Annotated in this window: 15 protein-coding genes and 2 tRNA genes; 11 read left to right on the forward strand and 6 right to left on the reverse strand. The window is 45.6% G+C overall.

Annotated features, from left to right (window positions below):
- Positions 1-142: 142 nt before the first annotated feature.
- Both S2091_RS14820 and S2091_RS14825 read left to right on the forward strand, forming a co-directional pair.
- Positions 143-2,443: a M28 family peptidase gene (locus tag S2091_RS14820; protein WP_105532727.1), complete on the forward strand. Its 2,301-nt coding sequence runs from the start codon at positions 143-145 to the stop codon at positions 2,441-2,443.
- Positions 2,444-2,984: 541 nt separating this feature from the next.
- Positions 2,985-4,115: an ABC transporter substrate-binding protein gene (locus tag S2091_RS14825; protein WP_105532728.1), complete on the forward strand. Its 1,131-nt coding sequence runs from the start codon at positions 2,985-2,987 to the stop codon at positions 4,113-4,115.
- 152 nt (positions 4,116-4,267) lie between these two features.
- On the opposite strand, the gene S2091_RS14830 is transcribed toward S2091_RS14825, so the two are convergent.
- The 5 genes from S2091_RS14830 to S2091_RS14850 all read right to left on the reverse strand — a co-directional run bounded on the left by S2091_RS14830 (position 4,268) and on the right by S2091_RS14850 (position 9,023).
- The gene (locus S2091_RS14830; protein WP_105532729.1) at positions 4,268-5,146 is read right to left on the reverse strand and encodes a DNA ligase; all 879 of its coding nucleotides are present in this window, start codon (positions 5,144-5,146) and stop codon (positions 4,268-4,270) included.
- A gap of 141 nt (positions 5,147-5,287) precedes the next feature.
- Positions 5,288-6,547, reverse strand: coding sequence for a hypothetical protein (locus S2091_RS14835; protein WP_133166922.1), 1,260 nt, complete (start codon positions 6,545-6,547; stop codon positions 5,288-5,290).
- A gap of 153 nt (positions 6,548-6,700) precedes the next feature.
- Complete coding sequence (gene nagZ, locus S2091_RS14840) at positions 6,701-8,242, reverse strand: beta-N-acetylhexosaminidase (protein ID WP_243405437.1); 1,542 nt, start codon at positions 8,240-8,242, stop codon at positions 6,701-6,703.
- Between the two features lie 390 nt (positions 8,243-8,632).
- Positions 8,633-8,709, reverse strand: a tRNA-Pro gene (locus S2091_RS14845).
- A gap of 237 nt (positions 8,710-8,946) precedes the next feature.
- Positions 8,947-9,023, reverse strand: a tRNA-Pro gene (locus S2091_RS14850).
- A gap of 213 nt (positions 9,024-9,236) precedes the next feature.
- Between S2091_RS14850 and S2091_RS14855 the strand changes: the two genes are divergently transcribed.
- Positions 9,237-11,285, forward strand: coding sequence for a M13 family metallopeptidase (locus S2091_RS14855; RefSeq protein WP_165794998.1), 2,049 nt, complete (start codon positions 9,237-9,239; stop codon positions 11,283-11,285).
- 105 nt (positions 11,286-11,390) lie between these two features.
- Entirely contained in the window at positions 11,391-12,221 is an 831-nt protein-coding gene (locus S2091_RS14860; protein ID WP_105532733.1) for a spherulation-specific family 4 protein, read from the forward strand.
- Between the two features lie 59 nt (positions 12,222-12,280).
- Here the strand turns inward: S2091_RS14860 and hrpA are convergent, their stop codons facing one another.
- Positions 12,281-16,132, reverse strand: coding sequence for an ATP-dependent RNA helicase HrpA (hrpA, locus tag S2091_RS14865; protein ID WP_105532734.1), 3,852 nt, complete (start codon positions 16,130-16,132; stop codon positions 12,281-12,283).
- A gap of 72 nt (positions 16,133-16,204) precedes the next feature.
- Here hrpA and argA point away from each other — a divergent pair, with 72 nt between their 5' ends.
- The 7 genes from argA to S2091_RS14900 all read left to right on the forward strand — a co-directional run bounded on the left by argA (position 16,205) and on the right by S2091_RS14900 (position 21,435).
- Positions 16,205-17,515, forward strand: a complete 1,311-nt coding sequence (gene argA, locus S2091_RS14870; protein ID WP_105532735.1) for an amino-acid N-acetyltransferase — start codon at positions 16,205-16,207, stop codon at positions 17,513-17,515.
- 17 nt (positions 17,516-17,532) lie between these two features.
- Complete coding sequence (locus S2091_RS14875) at positions 17,533-17,805, forward strand: oxidative damage protection protein (protein WP_105532736.1); 273 nt, start codon at positions 17,533-17,535, stop codon at positions 17,803-17,805.
- 407 nt (positions 17,806-18,212) lie between these two features.
- A complete protein-coding gene (locus tag S2091_RS14880) occupies positions 18,213-18,815 on the forward strand; it encodes a bacilysin biosynthesis protein BacA (protein WP_105532737.1) in 603 nt (200 codons plus the stop codon).
- Positions 18,812-19,213 (forward strand): DUF2000 domain-containing protein, encoded by a 402-nt coding sequence (locus S2091_RS14885; protein WP_105532738.1) that lies wholly within the window; start codon positions 18,812-18,814, stop codon positions 19,211-19,213. Before S2091_RS14880 ends, S2091_RS14885 begins: the two co-directional genes overlap by 4 nt.
- Before the next feature lie 6 nt (positions 19,214-19,219).
- Positions 19,220-19,966: a formylglycine-generating enzyme family protein gene (locus S2091_RS14890; RefSeq protein ID WP_105532739.1), complete on the forward strand. Its 747-nt coding sequence runs from the start codon at positions 19,220-19,222 to the stop codon at positions 19,964-19,966.
- 123 nt (positions 19,967-20,089) lie between these two features.
- A complete protein-coding gene (locus tag S2091_RS14895; protein WP_105532740.1) occupies positions 20,090-20,728 on the forward strand; it encodes a molybdopterin-dependent oxidoreductase in 639 nt (212 codons plus the stop codon).
- Positions 20,729-20,814: 86 nt separating this feature from the next.
- Complete coding sequence (locus S2091_RS14900; RefSeq protein WP_105532741.1) at positions 20,815-21,435, forward strand: LysE family translocator; 621 nt, start codon at positions 20,815-20,817, stop codon at positions 21,433-21,435.
- Positions 21,436-21,533: the final 98 nt, after the last annotated feature.

The following is a 21,533-nucleotide window of genomic DNA, read 5'->3' on the forward strand; positions in this document are numbered from 1 at the left end:
GGGCTTTTTTAATGTGCGTTTAATGTGTGTCAATTCAGACTTAATCCGACATAAATTGCCTGAATCTTAAAATAGATTTGACCGGACTTTTACTCTTGGTATTTAATGCTTTAAGTCACTAAATCACCATAAGGTTCCAAGCATGTCTACACAGCTTCCCGTAGTACAAAAAATAAATTATGTCGCTGGCCTTATTGCGCTGATTATCCTAATTGCTGTAGCCGCATTCGGAATCCAATCCGAGCGACCACCGAAACCGATTACAGCAGAAGCGGCCACTAAAGATTTTTCCTCCGCACGAGCCATGTCTTATTTACGGCATATTGCGCAAGAACCGCATGCAACCGGCACCGACGCGAACGCTAAAGTTCGTCAATATCTGTTGACCGAACTCAAGGCTCTAGGACTGACGCCACAGATTCAGTCGGGAATGGGAACCTATAAATCTTCGCGTGGCGGCTCCATTGCCATGGTTCACAATATTCTGGTGCGAATACCGGGACAAATACCAGGGAAAGCGTTATTGCTAGCAGCACACTATGATTCAGTACCCGGTGGCGCTGGAGCTGCCGATGATGGCGCTTCAGTCGCGGCAATTCTTGAAACAATCAGAGCCTTGCAATCCGGTGCTCCCTTACAAAACGATTTGATTTGCCTCTTTACCGATGGCGAAGAAGCGGGCTTGCTGGGGTCTGAATTATTTACCGCAGAAAATCCTTGGGTTAAGGATATTGGATTAGCGTTGAATTTCGAATATCGGGGCAACGGCGGCCCCGTCTTAATGTTTGAAACCAGCATCGGCAATGGCGAATTAATTACCGGATTTGCTAACTCGGTCACCCATCCCGTATCCAACTCCCTGCTGTATGAAGTCTACAAATTGATGCCGAATGACACCGATTTCACCAACTTCAAAGCCGCAGGTATTCCGGGAATGAATTTTGCCGCGATTGAAAATCCAAGCAGTTATCACACCCAGCTGGATCGTCCCGAATTATTAAATGAAGGCACTCTCCAGCATCAAGGGGACATGATGCTGCCGTTAGTGCGCTATTTCGGCAACCGCCCGTTGATTGATCTAAAATCCTCGGATCACGTTTATTTCAATGTGCCGGGGCATGGATTAATACATTACCCGGTAAGTTGGGTATTTCCCTTATTTGCATTGGTCATTGTGCTGTTCATGCTAGTGTTGATCGCTAACATGAAAAAAGCTGAAGTACGCTTGGGACGAATGTTTATCGGCGCCCTTGCCTTCGTGCTGATAACGATGTTGCTGGCCGGAGTCTGTCACTTGTTATGGGGCGCGGCAACCTGGCTTCACCCTAGCTATCAACTACTACAAAATCCATACAATAGTCATTGGTATTTGCTGGCATTTGTTGCGCTCGTGATTGGATTTTTTGGTGCAATCCAATCAGGCTTGGCACGCTGGCTCAGGCCACTGGAACTGGGACTTGGTGCGATGTTGTGCTGGATAGTACTGCTCGTTGCATCAGGCTTTTTAATGCCGGGAGCAAGCTTTGTCCTCACCTGGCCGTTACTTGCCGTACTGGTGGCGCATCTCACACTATGTTCAGAACGAATTCGTAACACTTCCATCAATACAAAAATGTGGATCCTTCTGGTCGGAACACTACCGGCTGTTATGTTATTTGCGCCGCTGATACGTATGCTGTTCATTGGGTTAAGCCCACAAATGTCAGCGGTAATTGGCTTGGTCGTTACCTTATTGCTCGGCATCATAGCCCAGCTACTTGCATTATTGACGCGGCGATTTTTATTGCCAGCCCTCCCCGTCGTTGCGGGCGTGGCTTTTCTCGCCGCAGGCTCACTCACAGCCAATTTTGACATTGAACACCCACGCCCCAGCAATGTGTTTTATGCACTAGATGGCGTAACCAACCAAGCTCTTTGGTTGTCTGATGACGTTGAGCTGAGTAGCTGGAGCAAGAATTTTTTTCCACAAAAAACCAGCATGCGCGCAGTGCCCGAAATTTTTGGCGAAGGATCACGTTCGCACCAATACTGGACCAGCGCGGCACCTGACTTTGGTGTGCCAGTACCAGGCATCGATGTGTTGCAAGATGTTGTCACGGACAATCTGCGCAACGTGGTCGTCCAGATCAAATCAGCCCGGCATGCGCCTCGCTTATATGTAACGATAGAAGGCCAAGAAGTATTGAATTCGCATGTACAAGGGCAGGATTTTTCAATAATTTCTGGATCTAAATGGCGGCTAAGAACACTGGGCATGCCAGATGATGGAATAAATATCGCCTTGCAATTTGAGCCTGGAAAATCATTTAAAATAAGAGTACTCGATGAAACTTATGGCCTGCCACAGGCTGGATTTCCGGTACGCCCTCCGGAAATTATCACCAAGATGAGCGGCTCAGAAAGCGACACCATCTTGACTGTTCAAGTGAAGCAATTTAACTAAGTAGCCTTTTATATGCAGTGGCTTCGATTTGATCTGACACACTTTATAAAATCAGATCTAAGCCACACCATTTACATCACAATTTAATTCCCATTCAATTTCTCGAATTCGCAAAAAATTAGCAAACCAGAGCAAACCCTGCGGCGCTAATTCACGACAACGCTAGATCACAATGCTGCCGATTTCTGGTGGGATGCGACATTGCGCATCACTGAATTCAGTTCCTAACCGGCAGCGTTTTCCATCTGAAATTTCTACCCTTGGTAAGAAATGGTTTTCCATTCGCCATGATGGTTTACACAAAACTCCTTATACCTAGCATCTTTGTGCGATAGCAATTACTTGCACTACCTTTAGATAAGATTAAGCTAACGAACTTAGCAGCATGCCAATTTTCACAATTTTTTTGATAGCACAACCTTAAGTTAGCGAATATTTTCGCGTGTTTCGAGCATATTTTTCGCTAAACAGCTGCAGAACCAGATACACTTCGAACTGCTCAAAATTTAAGCACAGAAATACACCTCTCGAATTAAATCCCATGAAAATTTCAATTTATTTAACCATGCTGTTGTTCAGCATGTCGGCACTTTGCCACGCCGAAAATGGCGTCACTAGCAACACGATTACGATCGGGCAATCCGCCGCATTTACGGGTCCCGCGCAACAATTAGGAATTGGCATGCGTGATGGAGCGTTAGCTTATTTTGATCACATCAACTCGCAAGGTGGCGTGAATGGCCGCCAAATTAAACTAATCAGCTTGGACGATGGCTACAATCCCGATAATGCAGCCGCCAACACGCATCAATTGATTGATAAAGAAAACGTATTTTCTTTATTTGGCTACGTAGGAACACCAACATCTAACGCAGCACTACCTTTAGTAACTGGCGCTGAAATTCCATTTTTTGGTGCACTAACCGGTGCCCAATCTTTACGCGAACCGTTTAATCGTTACATTTTTAATATACGCGCAAGTTATTTTGAAGAAACTGAAAAGATTATTCAACATAGCACGACCTTATCCCTAAATCGTATCGCCGTTTTTTACCAAAATGACGCCTACGGCAAAGCTGGTTTAGAAGGGATTACACGCGCATTAAAACTACGCAAAATCGACGTGCTCGCGGTCGCCACAGTAGAACGAAATAGTGTTGATGTGGCTAAAGCGGTGGAGCAAATCAAAAAAGCCAACCCACAAGCCGTTGTGATCATTTCTCCCTATAAATCCTGCGCTGCATTTATCAAGGAAATGAAAAAAGATAATACGGTTAGCCCTATCTTCTGGAATATTTCTTTTGTCGGCACTCAGGCATTATCCTCGGAACTTGGTGCCGAAGGACGCGGTGTAATGATTTCACAAGTGGTTCCAGCACCTGGAGTGGAAATTACTGCGATAGTGAAAGAGTACCGAAAATTATATTTAACCAAACCAGATCGCCAAGCTGATTTTGTCAGCCTGGAAGGTTTTATAGCAGCTAAAACCTTTGTGGAAGGACTAAAACGTGCGGGAAACTCACTAACTCGCACTAGTTTCATTCACGCTTTAGAAGGAATGAACAAATATGATGCGGGCGGTTTTGAAATTAAATTCAGCCCAACTAATCATAACGGATCACATTTTGTTGATTTGACGGTGATTGGTAAAGACACCAAATTAATGAACTAGGAATAGCATCGCAACAGGAAAGTCATCCGCATGCACTTAGCATGCTGCCGGAGATACTGGGCTAACGTATAAACAGCCCAGCTTCTTTAGATGCTTTGATTTAGGGGGCTTGAGTAGGCCGACAAACCGTTAGCGACAGCCTCTTTTTAATTCTATTCAATCTCCCGAATCCGCAAAAAATTAGCGAACCTGGGCAAACCCTGCGGCGTTAAATCACGATAACGATAGGTCACCATGCTGCCGATTTCTGGTGGAGTACGACGTTGCGCATCACTGAATCCGGTTCCTAACCGGAAGCGTTTTCCATCCGGCATTTCTACCTCTAATGCACCCATCATGCCCAGATACTTGCCTTTGCCAGGTAAGTAGGCAATGACTTTCGCTTCGGCATCCAATTGCATTTTTAATTTAAGTAACACCTCAGAACGGCCGGTTTGCCAAACTGCATCAGCCCGATGAAGCATCAGCCCTTCTCCTCCGGCACGCACAATTTTCTGCAACTTTAATTGCAAAGCAGCGTCGTCAACCACCGTAAATTGCGCTGGCACCTGCAGCCACGGGGCGTTCATTTTAGCGACTGAAGATTTCAGCATTAGCAACCGTTCGCTAAAAGTACCAGCACCACCCGGCAACTCGACTACTTGATAAGTAATGGCCTTCCATTCGGCATCCAACGGTACAAGCCGCCTAGTGGCGGCAGATACGCGATCAAAGCTACGACGCCCCATCCATAACTCACCGTCCAGCGCATGTGCAGGCAGTTTTGCGACGAACCAAGCTGGCGCGTTGATAACCTGCCCGCTTCTAAACCGCAAAGCCTTACCATCCCAAATCGCCCTGACTCCATCCAGCTTTTCACTGACCAAATAATCTGCCAGATTAATTGAGGGATGATAATTTTGCGCTAATAAAATAGCCGGTTTACTGAGATTTACCTCTGAGGCATTGGCAGCGCTCAACAATGTAATGGGCGCTAAAGCCCCACAAAGTACTAGCAACGAGGTTAGTCGGCGTAATGCTGGAAGTGTCATAATGGTAGCCTTTCGTTAACAAAAATTTAACCAAACAGATATTAAATTAATATTAAAAAGGCTGCTGAGAATATTCATGATAACGAAGATGTGAATTAATCACCTTGCGTTATCATCTCAAACGCTACGCCCTAAATCGGGTCAATGCAGCGTTTCAGAGGACGATGGCGAGATCATAAAAAACGCCCGCGTGTCCATAATCAAGCCGCCCTGATCTGGCGCGGACTCCAGCGCATTCATCTCCCCTTCGGTGAGAGGCAAAACTTTATCGATATCACGGGAGCGGCTAAATACCTTGTTGCGCCACTGATAAACTTCATCGAGTTTTTCGCGCAGCAAGTAAGAATGATTGTGGTCGTTGTAATAGTCATCAAATTGACCCCGGCCCAAATAAATCGCATTAGATCCTTCATAGCCGATTTTATTTTTAGTTTTAGGATCCGTATTTAAAATGTAGCCCCAATCACCCGGCACAAAATTCCTAGGTGGGATGTTGTAGCGCATTTCAAGTAATTTACCGTTTTCCCATAAGCGATTTGCATCAAAGTCTTCCTCAAAAAACCAGAATGCGCGCGGCTCGATATTCACCAACGGTTCACCATCTGCCATTAAACGGCGCTCTACTCGGGCAAGTTCATGCGGGCTTTTTTTGATGCGATGGTAATAATCTAAAATGCCTTGCACCATCACCAATTTGGTCGCTGTATAACAACCGATTGAATATTTATTTTGATTTTCAAACGCATCCGCAACCGCAACTGACGGCGATACGCCGCGCAATGGCGTGCCTTTGTTCCAGTATTTTTTATTCCACTTGGCTTTACCACCATCCGGCCAGCCCCATTCCAACAACTCTGCCCAAGCGACTGTATTTTGACGAATTTTGACATGATCAATAAATGTCTCAGCATTGCATTGCTCGCCCGAGAACTCCGTCAGACGACCATGCTGCATGAGCGCTAAAACGATTTCTTTTTCTGACACGGTGAGCACAGTTATCATCGATCCGCCTGCCGATGGAAGGCTAATAAGCTGGTCGCGAATTTGCATTTCTGGACGGGAGCGAAAATTCAAGGTGGAAAAATCATTCGGCGGCGTAGCTAACGTAAATAATAAGCTTGCCGCTTGCGGATTTAATTGACGTTGAATGAGTGTCGCATTAATTCCTAACTGAATAAAATACACCGACATCTGTTGATCTATTTCATTCAATTGAGCAATTGAACATGAAAACTTAACGCCATCTTCGCCATGATTATTATTGGTATAAGCGGCACGATGCTGAGTAACATCATCGGAATAATGCGAATTACCAGCTTGCACGCGAAAACTCATCAATGTGAATAAAACTAATACCGATAACAACGCCGGCAGCAACATTGATGTAACAACTGATTTCATTTTTTCCTTTTTTATTATTGGATATACGCCTTGATTAACCGTCACCCTTGCGTGGGAATGACAATCGGGCAACTTGGGCGATAACAATGCCATCGCCAACCAAATTGCCCTTCTCTAAGCTTAGTCAATAATTAAAAAAGTGGTAAACGCGAATCAAGCACCGATTAACTTCTCAACTACTGGGGTCAACGCCGCTGGACGACATCCATATGCGGCTAATCGGCCTTGCGCATTCGGAGCCAGGTCGAGATCATACGGCAAACGACCTGCAACCAACCACATTTTATCGTGCGGCAACGCCGCTAATAGCTGTTGCTGGCCTAAAACCAACATTGCGTTGTAAGTTTGCAGCACAATTTGTTGCGCGCCTTCTGCAAAGGCAATAGCCGCCGCCACATCTGCGTCCTTAGCTTCCGAAGACAACGCGAATTCACGCACATTCACTCCAGCCTCCAGCAGCGCCGGCAACATCGAACTGCGTGCTTCTTTATTACGTGCCACCACCGCCTCATCCACTTCACTGCGCAAGCGTACTTCCAGCGTAATCAGCGTTACCGGCAATTGCAGATTCAACGGGCGGAAATCACCTTGCACGCGCAACGCGGCTTTTTGCACTTTTTTCGCGAGCGCCAACGCTTCCGGTTGCATTAAACCTACTGGCTTAATCGGCGCATTACGCCATTCGCTGACCGCTGTAATTTGCTTGAGTTGCTGCACGCGCTGGTAAGCGTCATCAATTCGCTCCATCGAAATAGTGCCTGACAAGGCCGCTTCCACGACGGCATCAATCGCCACTTGCTGACGCGCTTCCAGATGTGAAATCAGCGCAATATCAGCACCCGCCTGCAAGGTAGCCAGCGCGCCTTGCGTTACGCCGACACCGTCAGAAATCGCCGCCATTTCCAGGCAATCAGAAATAATCACACCGTTAAATTTTAATTCGCCACGCAATAAATCCGTCAGCACCGCTTTGGACAACGTTGCCGGTAAATCAGGCTCAGATTCAATCGCAGGAAAAACCACGTGCGCCGTCATAATAGCGTGCACGCCTTGCGCAATTGCTGCATTGAATGGAGGTAACTCCATGGCGTCTAAACGCTCTCTGCCATGCGGCACCAGCGACATCGAGTAATGGGAATCGGTGGACGTATCGCCGTGACCGGGGAAGTGTTTGGCGGTAGTGATCACACCCGCAGATTGCAGCCCGCGCATCGCGGCCATGCCATATTTAATTACTGTGTCGGGATCTTCACCGTAAGCGCGCACCCCAATCACGGGATTGAGCGGATTATTATTCACGTCTAATACCGGCGCTAAAATCATATTGATACCGATCTGGCGCATTTCATCGCCGCTAATCCGGCTGAGTTGTTCGCACTCTTGTACCGAACCCGCCGCCTGAAAAGCCATCGCTGCAGGAATCGGCGTAACACCTTGCTCAACCCGCATCACCATTCCGCCCTCTTGGTCAATGGAGATTAACAAAGGTATATCACTAACGGCGGCATTAATTTCCTGCAAATTCCGACACAGCGCCGCTACTTGTTCTGGCGACTGCACATTACGGCGAAACAAAATAATCCCACCGACCTTTTGCTCTTGAATCTGCCGGGTAATATGTGGATTCACTTCCAATGCATCAAAACCCACCATAAATAATTGGCCTATTTTTTTACGCAGCTCTTGATTCATCATTTCTTCTTTCTGGTGGTTTTGTTGACGCTACTTTGTTAAATGTTGAGCAATCTGTTGGTTACCTCATGCGGAGACTGCAATTCAATCAAGCTTAATCGTCATTCCCGCGCAGGCGGGAATCCAGGAGCACCAACAAATGTTGCCGGCACTTCGTGCACTGGATCCCCGCCTGCGCGAGGATGACGTTATTGAGGGTTACTAGCTAATCAAAGCAACATTGGCAATCAATGATTACTCCCATGAAAGCAGCAATCATAAGTTCCCTAAAATGGCGCGTCAACAGGTATTTAAGTGGTATTGTGAAATAAATGATCAGGATGAAAAGGCGAGGCGAATAGAAAAATCTTTAGACGAAAAAAAAGACCGTCTAAAGACGATCTTTTTTAAATTTGGTCGGAGTACAAGGATTCGAACCTTGGACCCCCTGGTCCCAAACCAGGTGCGCTACCGGGCTGCGCTACACTCCGAAGACAAGAATTATAGTTACCAACTGGCGTTACGTCAATAACTATCGTTATTTATTTTAACAAAACACGTAAGCTCGGTGACGCGCATTGCTTTTTTCCATATGAACAAGCTAACTGAACTCTATCCATATTTACTAACTTCAATCCGTTTCATTTTTTCACGTTGCAATCAACAACAGCAAAAAATAACGGGCGTAAAAAAAGACCGTCAACGACGATCTTTTTTACAAACTTATTTGGTCGGAGTACAAGGATTCGAACCTTGGACCCCCTGGTCCCAAACCAGGTGCGCTACCGGGCTGCGCTACACTCCGAAGACCCGCATTCTACGTTTGCGCGCTGCAAACGTCAATAACTATTATTGATTTTTAGCACTTTTCTACATTCGCCCCTAGATTGACAAGCAATCAAGTGCGCCTCTAAAATGCATTCTTGTTAAAACATGCTATCAAGCAAACGACAGATAGCCTCCATCTGCCCAACAAACAGGCAATCGGTGCGATTACCTACTTATAAAGATGATTCCCATGTTCAAAAAAACTCCCTTGCAAATTGGTTTTGCCGCTGCATTATTATGCTTTGCCGCACCAAGCTTTTCAGCTGCCAGTGGCTTTGTGAATGGCCTGGTGATTGAGCCGCAAACAATGGACCGCAGTGCCGATCCCTGCACAGATTTTTTTGAATTCTCAAATGGGCAATGGCTCAAAGATAATCCAATCCCGGAAGATCGTTCACGCTATAGCGCCTATGACGAAGTTACTGAGCGTAATTTAAGCGCCTTAAAAAAAATCGCTGAAAACGCCGCAAAAAATCCGGACAAGGCAACACCAGCGCAGCGCATAGTTGGCGCGTATTTCCATAGCGGCATGGATGAAGCAGGCATTGAAGCGGCCGGCGCAAAACCATTAGCTGAAGGCTTGGCGCAAATAGCTGCAATACAAACCCGAACACAATTAATGGACGCGATTGCGCAACAGCATCAAATTGGCGCAGCGCCTTTATTTAATTTCTACATCGACCAGGACGCCAAAAATACCCTGCGCTATATACCGCAACTGGCACAAGGTGGCTTAGGCTTGCCGGATCGTGACTATTATTTAAAGAGCGACGCTAAAACATTGGAAATTCGCAGCAAATACAGCGCGCATTTAGAAAAAATGTTTTCATTATTGGGCGACACACCGGAAGTCGCCAAACATAACGCGGCCATTGTCTTAAGCATGGAAACCCGCCTTGCGCGCGCATCCATGAGTAAAATTGAATTGCGCGATCCGCAAGCGTCTTATCATTTAATGACCTTGGCTGGCTTAGCCAAAATAGATCACGGTACCGATTGGACTAATTATTTCAATCAGATTGGATTAAAAGCGCCAGGCGAAATTAATGTTGCCCAACCCAAGTTTTTTGCTGAAGCGGGACACATGTTAAAGAATGTCAAAATCGCCGACTGGCAAACTTATTTACGCTGGAATTTAGTCAATGCTTCAGCCAATGATTTGTCGACAGCGTTTGTGAATGCGAATTTTGATTTTTATGGCCGCACTTTAGCAGGCACCAAAGAACTACAACCACGCTGGAAACGAGTGCTGACCAATATCGATAAAAATGTTGGCGATGCCTTAGGTGAATTATATGTAGCGCAATTCTTTAGCCCGGCTGCCAAAGCCGGCGTGCTGGAAATGGTCAACAATATTAAAGTCGCCATGCACGAAAGTATCGACAACCTTGCCTGGATGAGCGCGACAACCAAGCTGCAAGCGATCAAAAAACTCGATGCGATTAACGTCAAAATTGGTTATCCGGACAAATGGCGTGACTACAGCGCTTTAGTCATTGATGCCGACTCTTACGCCAACGATAATATGCGTGCCAATCAGTTTGAGTTCAAACGCATGATCGCCAAACTCGGCAAGCCGATTGACCGCAACGAATGGGGCATGACCGCGCCAACCGTTAATGCTTATTACAACCCGACCATGAATGAAATCGTATTCCCGGCTGGAATTTTGCAACCGCCGCTCTACCATTTAGACGCGGATTTAGCCAGTAATTACGGCAACACCGGCGCAACGATCGGCCATGAAATGACCCACGCATTTGACGACGAAGGTCGCCAATTTAACGCTGACGGAAATTTAAAAAGCTGGTGGACTAAGCAAGATGAAAAGAACTTCATTCAACGCGCTAGCGCAATTGAAAAACAGTTTGATGAATTCAATCCTATCGACAATCTGCACATCAACGGCAAACTCACTGCAGGTGAAAACATTGCCGATTTGGGCGGCATGAAAATCGCCTTGCAAGCTCTGAGGACTGCGCTAAAAGGCAAACCGCAAGTTGAATTGATTGATGGCTTAACGCCGGAACAGCGTTACTTCGTCGCTAACGCGCAGAGCTTCCGTGGCTTAACCCGCCCAGAACAATTGCGCCTGCAATTAGCTACTGATCCGCACGCACCAGAATATGCGCGGGTGTTAGGCCCAATCGCCAATATGCCTGAATTTACTGCGGCATTTAACTGCCCTGCTGATAAATCACCATTACGCCCTAGCAACAAATTGGTTAATATTTGGTAGCCTGGTTTGAATAATTAAGGTGCAATGAGGGTTGCACCTGGATACATCAACATTTTAAAAAAATAAGGAGGGTATATAAATACCCTCCAAAACTAAAGAATTCAAATGAAAAAAACGCCTTTACTGATTTCTTTATTATTAGCAATCAATCTCATTGCCTTAACTGCATGCGGCGGCGGGGGCAGCAGCTCTTCCCCAGCGTCTTCAACAACGCCTCCTGTAACTCCACCGACCACACCTCCGGTGACACCAACCGGTGCCAGCATTTTGGTTCCTCTATATGAAGACCCTTCAGACACCAAAACGTGGAATGCCATCATTAGCGCAAAAGCTGCAAATCCGACTGTTCCCATCGTCGCCATCATTAACCCGAATAACGGCCCGGGAAACTCACTTGATCCAACTTACGCAGCAGCTGTTGCGCAATTAAAGGCAGCGGGCATTATCGTGTACGGCTATATTGCAACCAATTCCGGTGGGCAAAGCCTCACTTCGATGGAAGCGCAAATGTCGCAATACGTACAATGGTATGGCACGACTGGTATGTTTTTTGACGAAATGGCTTACTCCAGCGGATTCGAGTCCTACTACAGCGCGCTGACTCAGTACGCAAAAAGCTTAGGTATGCTGACCACCATCGGTAATCCCGGCAGCGACACACTGCCCTCTTACATAGGCACCGTCTCGACCATCGTTATCTTTGAACAAGCAGGTTATCCGACCACCAGTTTTCTATCTGGTGGTTGGCACGCTACCTACGCGCCGTCCAATTTTGCTTATATATCGTATGGAGTTCCTACGTTCAGCGCGGCAACCGAACTCGCCAATGCGCCGTATGTGCAGTATCAGTACATTTCGGATCAAACCGGAGCTAATCCTTACAATGCACTTCCTTCGTATTTTGCCTCCGAAGTTAGTACGTTAGCTTCGAAGTAGATTGCATACTGGGCTAACAGTTTTTAGGTTAGCCCAATTAGTCGTACATCCGGCACAATCTAGCGCTGCAAACTCTCCCAAACTTTCTGTAACCTCTTCGCTGAAACCGGCATCGGTGTTTTTAATTCTTGCGCAAATAAAGACACACGCAATTCTTCCAGCATCCAACGATATTCCTGCAACTTAACGTCGCTGCTTTTAGCTTGGGAACTAGTCCGCTGCCAACCGGAAGCCGCTTCCGCCCATTCTTGCATTAGCCTTGTATCTCGCGCCGGATCAGCACGCATCTTATCCATGCGCACCGTAATCGCTTTTAAATAACGTGGGTAATGCACTAATTGCGTGTACGGAGTTTCCAGAATAAAGCGCTTGCCGACTAAGGCTTGTAACTGCGCCAACATGTCGGTAGTCGCTGGCGATTTAATGCCTTGCAGCTTCTTCGGCAAACTATAATATTCTGCCAAAATAACACCAGCCAAACGAGCGATTTCATTGGCTAATAAATTTAAACGCGGCCGCCCTTCTTCTTTACGCTGCATGAATTGTTCGGCATTTTTAGGTAAAGGCTGCTGTAAAAAAGCACGCTCGAACGCCAGTTCAATAATTTGCGTGCGTAATTCTTCTTGTGAACCTAAACTCATGAACTGCATGCCCATCTGCTGCAAACCGGGGATGTTTTTTTCTAAAAATTTAAGCTGTTCTTTCAGCTGCAAGGCAAACAAACGTATTAACCCGGTGCGATGCACTTTAGCGGCGACTTCCGGATCATCAAATACCTGCAACTGGCAGCAACTGGCTTTATCAACCAAGGCCGGATAGCCGATTAACGTTTGCTTGCCCTGCGCAATTTCCAACAACTCAGGCAATTCGCCAAATGTCCACGCGGTGAGGTTATCACTTTGAATTGCACCTGCGGGCGCGCTAGCTTCAGCAGTTTTAGTGTTTGATTTAGGGTCGACACTTGCAGGCTTAGTTGTCGTGGTTGCCTGCAAACCTGCACTTTTCTCTTGCACTAGCTTCTGAAAACTCTCGCGCGCACTGCCACCCAATTCAACCCGCAAAGTAGCTAAATTACGCCCCATTTCCAACTGCCGTCCATGCTCGTCGATGATTTTAAAATTCATCACCAGATGCGCCGGAATAGTTTCAAACTTAAAGTCACTCGGCTTGGTTTGTAATCCAGTTTGGTCACGAATGTCGGCCATTAATGCTTCTAAAAAATTGCCTTCGCCAAACTTGGCACGGCTACAAAATCCGGCAGCGTAATCAGGAATTGGCACGCAATGGCGGCGGATTTTTTGCGGCAGCGATTTTAATAGTAACTGCACTTTTTCTTTGAGCATGCCCGGCACCAACCAGTCACAACGATCCATCGTAATTTGGTTCAATGCAAATAAAGGCACGGTCAAGGTAACGCCGTCACGCGGGCTGCCCGGCTCAAAATGGTAACTCAGTTGTAAATCCGTACCGGCTTGCGCCATCACTTTAGGAAATACGTCGGTGGTTACGCCAGCGGCTTCGTGGCGCATTAAATCGTCACGCTGCAAATACAGTAATTTAGGATTTTTTAAGGTGGCTTCTTTGTGCCATTTTTCAAAAGTAATTCCGTTAAAAATTCCCGCCGGAATATGCTGGTCGTAGAAGGCAATAATTAAACTATCGTCCACCAACACATCCACGCGGCGTGATTTATGCTCTAAATTTTCGATCTCGCGCAGCAGTTTTTGATTGTGCGCAAAAAATGGCGCACGGGTATCGAACTCACCGGCCACCAACGCATCGCGAATGAATATTTCTCGTGCATCTTCCGGGTGCGTTAATCCGTATTGAATTCGGCGCTGGCTGTACACCACCAAACCGTACAACGTCGCTCGTTCAAAGGCCGAAACCTGATTGGCGCGCTTTTCCCAACGCGGTTCACTGACGTTTTTCCTCAATAAATGCGCGCCGATTTTTTCCAGCCATTCCGGCTGAATCTGGGCAATACAACGTGCATATAAACGACTGGTATCAACCAACTCGGCGGCCATAATCCAGCGCCCGGCTTTTTTGACTAAATTGGAACCGGGCCAGATATTAAATTTAATCGCACGCGCACCCAAATACTGGGTAGCTTCTTCGCCTTTAAAACCTAAATTGCCGAGCAAGCCAGTCAACAACGACGTGTGCAATTGCTCATACGTGGCGGGCGTTTCATTCAAGCGCCAGCCTTGCTCTTTAACGATAGTCAACAGCTGCGAATGCACTTCGCGCCATTCACGCAAGCGCAATTGCGACAGGAAATTTTCACGGCAATTTTGTTGCAATAAGCGATTCGATTTTTTATGCAAAATCGCATCTTCAAACCAGCTCCACATTTTTAAATAGCTGACGAATTCGGATTTTTCATCGGCAAATTTTTTGTGCGCCAAGTCTGCCGCCGCTTGCGCCTCCATTGGCCGGTCACGCGGATCTTGCACTGATAAGGCCGCCGCAATAATCAATACCTCATCCAAACTATGCTGTTCCACTGCCGCCAGAATCATGCGCCCGATGCGCGGATCTAGCGGCAATTTGGCAAGCTTAACTCCAAGCGGGGTTAATTTATTCTCTTCATCTAAAGCGCCAAGCTCTTGCAGTAATTGATAGCCATCCGCAATCGCACGCCCTTGCGGTGCTTCAATAAACGGGAAGCGTTCCACATCACCCAAGTGCAGCGAACGCATCCGCAAAATAACCGCAGCTAACGATGAACGCAGAATTTCCGGCTCAGTAAACGGCAAGCGCGCGTTAAAGTCCTGCTCTTCATATAAACGAATACAGACACCGGCAGCAACCCGACCGCAACGGCCGGAACGCTGATTTGCCGCTGATTGCGCAATCGGCTCAACCTGCAATTGTTCGACTTTATTGCGGTAGCTATAGCGCTTAACCCGCGCCAATCCGGTATCCACCACAAAGCGAATGCCCGGCACGGTAAGCGACGTTTCCGCCACGTTGGTGGACAACACGATTCTTCTGGCGTTGGTACTTTTAAATACTTTTTCTTGTTCCTGCGCCGACAAACGGGCAAATAACGGCAAAATCTCAACATGCGCGGGATGATGTTTGCGCAAGGCTTCGGCGGCATCGCGAATTTCACGCTCACCCGGTAAAAACACCAAAACATCGCCGGAACCAAGTCGGCATAATTCATCGACCGCATCGGTAATGGCGGTCATCAAATCGCGGTCTTTGTCTTTTTCGCCCTCTTGCACTGGACGGTAGCGCAACTCTACCGGATACAGCCGACCGGATATTTCCAGCACCGGCGCAGGTTTATTCTCGCTACCGAAATGCTGGGCAAACCGGTTCGCATCAATCGTCGCCGAGGTGATAATGACTTTTAAATCAGGACGCTTGGGCAGCAGCTGCTTTAAATAACCGAGCAGGAAATCAATATTTAAACTACGTTCATGCGCCTCATCAATGATGATGGTGTCGTATTGTTTAAGTAACGGGTCGCCCTGTGTTTCTGCCAACAAAATCCCATCAGTCATCAGTTTGATGGAAGCGCCTTTGGATAAGGTATCGGTAAATCGCACTTTAAAACCGACATGCACGCCCAATTCCGAGCCCAATTCTTGCGCCAGACGTTTGGCGGTCGACGATGCCGCAATCCGGCGCGGTTGCGTGTGGCCGATCAAACCGGCTGTGCCTCGCCCTAATTCCAGGCAAATTTTAGGTAACTGGGTGGTTTTACCGGAACCGGTTTCGCCGCATAAAATGATGACTTGATTATCACGAATGGCGCGGGCAATTTCATCCCGCTTGCCTGACACCGGCAATTCTTCAGGGAAAGTGATGGGCGGCAGAGGATTACGGAATGGCGGCTCAGATTTAACAGGTGGTTTGGCTGGCGAGCGTTGCGCTGGTTTGGTTGGTATTGTCATAGGGGCTAAATTATAGATTGTTTTAACTACTGACTTATCACCGCAGATAAAAATTACCCTATAATTCTGCACATGGAAAATGCTGAACAATTCGTACAATGGCTGCGCTCGGTCGCGCCCTACATCCACGCCTTTCGTGGCAAGACCTTCGTGGTCGCCTTTCCGGGCGAGCTGGTGGTGGCTGGCGTCCTACCCTTTTTAGCCGAAGATTTATCGCTGCTGCACGCGCTCGGTATTAAAATTGTAATTGTGCACGGCTCACGCCCGCAAGTGGCCGAACAATTAGCATTACGTAATGTGGAAGGCCGTTTTCATAATGGCATCCGCATCACCGATACCGCCGCGCTGGAATGTTCCAAAGAAGCCGCAGGCGAATTAAGGTTGGATATTGAAGCCGCATTTAGTCAAGGCTTACCTAATACGCCGATGGCGCACTCAGAGATTCGCATCATTTCTGGCAATTTTGTCACCGCCCGCCCAATCGGTATCGTCAACGGAATCGACTACGGCCTAACCGGTATGACCCGTAAAATCGCCTACGATACCATCCACCGCATTCTGGATACCGGCAACCTAGTGTTGTTATCACCACTCGGTTTTTCACCGACTGGCGAAGCATTTAATGTAACGATGGAAGATGTTGCAGTATCTGCTGCCACCTCATTAAATGCCGATAAGTTAATATTTATCACCGAAACGCCGATGTTGTGCGACCAAGACGGCGATGAATTGCGTGAATTATCATCGCAACAAGCAAAAGCCGAATTAGCCGCCAATTATTTACCGACCGACAGCTCGTTCTATTTAGAGCACGGCGTAAAAGCCACCAACGCAGGCGTACCACGGGTACACATTGTGCCGTTTAACCTGGACGGCTCCGCCCTGCTAGAACTATTTACCCATGACGGCGTAGGCACCATGATTACCTACGAAAACCTGGAAAGCCTGCGCGAAGCAACCATTGACGACATCGGCGGTATTATTAATTTGATCGAACCATTGGAAGCCGATGGCACCTTGGTAAAACGTGGCCGTGAATTGATCGAGCGCGAGATTAATAACTTCTCCGTTATTGAGCATGACAATGTTATTTTCGGCTGCGCTGCTTTATATGCATTCCCCGCCGACGGCATGGCAGAAATGGCCTGCTTAACGGTGAACCCCGATGTGCAAAGCCAGGGCGATGGCGAACGAATTTTAAAACACATGGAAAAACGCGCCCGCCGCGCCGGATTTTCAAAATTATTTGTACTAACTACCCGTACCGCGCACTGGTTTTTAAAACGCGGCTTCGTCACTGCGACGGTAGACGACTTGCCCAAAGATAGACAACGCATGTATAACTGGCAGCGCAAATCTATCGTCTTAATTAAACAACTGTAACTGTCACTGGAGTCACCATGAGTCGCATGATTCAATGTATCAAATTAAACAAAGAAGCCGAAGGCCTGGACTTTCCACCTTACCCGGGCGAGTTAGGTAAAAAGATTTACGAAAGCGTTAGCAAAGAAGCCTGGGCTGCCTGGCTCAAGCATCAGACCATGCTGGTTAATGAAAACCGTTTAAACCTGGCCGATGTCAGAGCACGTAAATATTTAGCTACGCAAATGGAGAAACATTTCTTCGGTGATGGCGCGGATGCTGCTGTGGGTTATGTGCCGCCGACTGAGTAAGTTTGCATGATTAACCATTAATAAAAAACGCTCAAATTCGAGCGTTTTTTCTTTTTGGAAACATAATTTGGTGCAGCATTTTATCTCAATATAATCGAGACACTTTTACTGCGTTGTGCGCTTGTCATGCCAACATTAACAATTCCAGCCTTACCTATCATTCTAAAAGTTGATGTAAATAAATACATCAATAGATAGATATCTCCTTCAATTCAAATAAGTATATTTTAAATATTAATATCTATTTATCTACTTTTTTAATATATACTTTGATTTGATTATTTGGCAATGCTCATTTTGCTACTCATCAATCACCTACATTCCAACTTCGACGGATACCTGATTTAAAGTTAGCACAACATCTATATTTTCAGAGTTTTAATTTATTTAATAACCATGAAAGCTTAATGATTATGTTTTATAAATCCATAGCAAAAGCCAGCGACTATAGCGGAAATCTAGATGCATACAATGTTATTGCAACGTTAGGGCCGACAGGCACAAGTAGCGAAAACACTGCTCTCTTTTTTGGAACAAAAATGCGGAGCAAGCCAAAAATCAAGTTATTCGATACATATGAGGATGCAGAACATTTTATTTTCTCGTCTCAACACTCACTAATGTTAGTGGCTAATGCCTATAAACGGATAAACGAATTTTATATTTCCGATAGAACTAATCCATTACTGTCCTTCTTCTTCAATACGCCTCCGTATGGCATCGCGACAAAAACTGGCGTTGATCTCACTGAACTTAATCGTGAACGGATTTTACATATAGCTAGTCATCATGCTCCCAAACATTTAATTGCCAAACTTTTGCCCAATCATCAATTTAATGTATTAGATGCAGCATCAACAAGTTTAGCTGCAAAGATGGTTGCTAAGGGAGAAGTTGATGCTTGCTTAACGACAAAAATAGCATGTGAAAAAGAGGGATTAGTACTTCAATCGCACGAGGTGGATATTCAAATGTTATGGACTGCATTTACTAAAAAGGTTCAACAATGAAAAAATGCGTAATTATTGTAAATAAAGATCTGCCACTCGGATTAAAAGCCAATATCTCTGCCGTTCTCTGTATGAGTCTTGGGAAGATACATCCAGAAATTGTTGGTGCTGATTTGATCGACGCTGACAATAATATATATATAGGTATCACTACAATTCCGGTACCCATTTTAGAAACACATACAGATGCCATAAAAGCAGCCAAAATTCTCGCAGATGAAGATACCACCCTAGCCATCGTTTTTAACTGTTCAGCATTAAGTACTAAAGATTACACGGCCTACGAAACGAATATACGTAACAAGAAAACTTCCGACATTGTATTTCATGGATTATTAATGTACGGCGAAAAGATATATGTAAACAAAATTACTGGGAAATTTCCACTGATGAGGTAAGAGGTCATGACAATTAACATGGTAAAAATTTCCCCCATCGCATTCAAGATGGGCAGTGACAAATACAAAAATGAACGCCCTGTGCGACAGGTTAATTTGTCTGGCTACTACATTGATCTTTTCCCAGTAACGAATACTCGGTACAAGAAATTTATCGAAAGCCAAGGTTATAAAAACAGGCAATATTGGACTGATGATGGATGGGATTTCATACACTCAAAAAAAATTTCAAAACCTCTTTATTGGTGCAATACCAACTGGAATCAACCAAACCAACCTGTAACTGGTGTGTCTTGGTGGGAGGCGCTAGCATTTTCCCGGTTCGAAAATAAAACACTTCCGACCGAGGCTCAATGGGAGTACATGGCAAGTGGAGGTGTCAATATTTACCCATGGGGTGACGACACTCCTACCCTGTTAAAGGCTAATTATGCCGAAGGTTGTGAGCCAACTGATTTAGAACGTCGAAGCACCAATGTCGATCATTTTTTACATTCACGATCCCATTGTGGCTGCTGGGATGTCGCAGGTAATGTCGGAGAATGGTGTCTCGACAATCATAGTGAAAATTATGGCTGGGATATAGAAAAGAAAAATCCAATATTCCTGACAAAAGAAACCAAGGCACATATCGTCAGAGGTGGCTCAGGTTTGCATGACGACGAATATCTTAGATCAACCAGCAGAGATTATTATGCACCGACCATTCGCGACAATATCGTTGGTTTTCGCTGTGTAATTAACATGGAATAACAAAAACATCATTACACAAACAATTCGAAATTAGACAGCTCCTCGTCATATACCGACATGCTGCTGACACTGACTTAAATTTTTCCAATGTTTCAACCTATGCATCCGACTTAAGAGTGAAATATGCACAAAAAAACGACTCCAAATATTGAAAAAAAACCTTCTTCCCTACGCTATTTCCAAGAAGGTCCTTCAGATATCAATTTAAAAAATTGGAAATTAAAAATATCTGGAGAAGTCAGTAATGAACTATCAATAAGTTATGACGACATTTTAAAACTCCCCAAATCCTATTTTCACAGAAGAAGCGTGTGCGTATGTCTATGGAGTATAAAAAGACACTGGGAGGGCGTACTTCTGAGTGACGTATTAGCACTCGCTGGCGTTGATAAAAACGATGATAAGTTATTCATGAAACAAATTAGCCATCCTACTGACAAAGGCGTCTACGATTCGACCGTTCATTTATCATCGGCGTTAAAACGGAATGCAATCCTCGCTTATGAAGTTGACGGCGAAATTTTAAAATCAGAACAAGGCTTTCCGCTTCGATTTCTTGATTTTGGTTTGTTTCTATACAAATGCGTCAAGTCCGTTTCAGAAATTAAAATAACCAGGGAAAATAAACTGGGGTACTGGGAGGATTATGCTGGATATGATCTCGATGGCACAATTCAACCTAAACGCTATTATGCCGTTGACTTACATAAAAAATTTTACTTTGACGGTAATGGCGAGGTTTTTGATCATGACATCGAATAATTATAGTTATCGATGCACACATACAAATTTATCATTATTTGATAGAGACCCATCCCCATTTTGCACACTTAACAATTGGAATATTAATGAATGAATTTCTAACCGTAGTGCTTTCAATGTCAAGTTTTGCATTTGCAACGTCCGCTTCTCCAGGCCCCGTCAACATTGTCGCAGCGATGTCCGGCGCGGAGTTTGGAATAAAACGAAGCTATGGTTTTGTCTTGGGTGCCACAATCGGTTTTGTCGCCATTTTGTTAGGTGTTGGAATCGGCATTGGACATACGCTTGCATCGAACAAAACGATTTCCAATTCCCTGGCCATTGCTGGCTCCATATATATGCTGTATCTGTCGTATCAACTGGCGACCTCCAAGCCAAGTAAGTCAGAATTAACGACAATACCTGCACCACGCTTTATCAGTGGCGCTGTCGCTCAGTGGCTCAATCCAAAAGCGTGGATAGTCTCGATTTCTGCTATTTCCATCTATGTAGCAAACAGTTCAAATTACACTCTGTACTTATCTATTTTTGGAGCGATTTTTTTTATTGTCTGCTTCCTCTCCATTCTTGGATGGGTCATTATGGGTAGCAAGGCATCGGCATTATTGAATGGTAATTACAGCGTATTCAATAAAATTATGGCGGGTTTATTAGTGCTTTCAGTTACGTATTTTTTAGTGCAGTTTGTTATTTTCGGAAAAGCCTAGTTACTCTGGATTATGTGACGCCGACCGAATAATTTTTTGCTTTAGTTGGAGTGCTAAAAACCACTTAATTGAACTGACCCCATTTAGTTGGACAGATT

The organism is Solimicrobium silvestre (genome assembly GCF_002976435.1).
Taxonomy (GTDB): domain Bacteria; phylum Pseudomonadota; class Gammaproteobacteria; order Burkholderiales; family Burkholderiaceae_D; genus Solimicrobium; species Solimicrobium silvestre.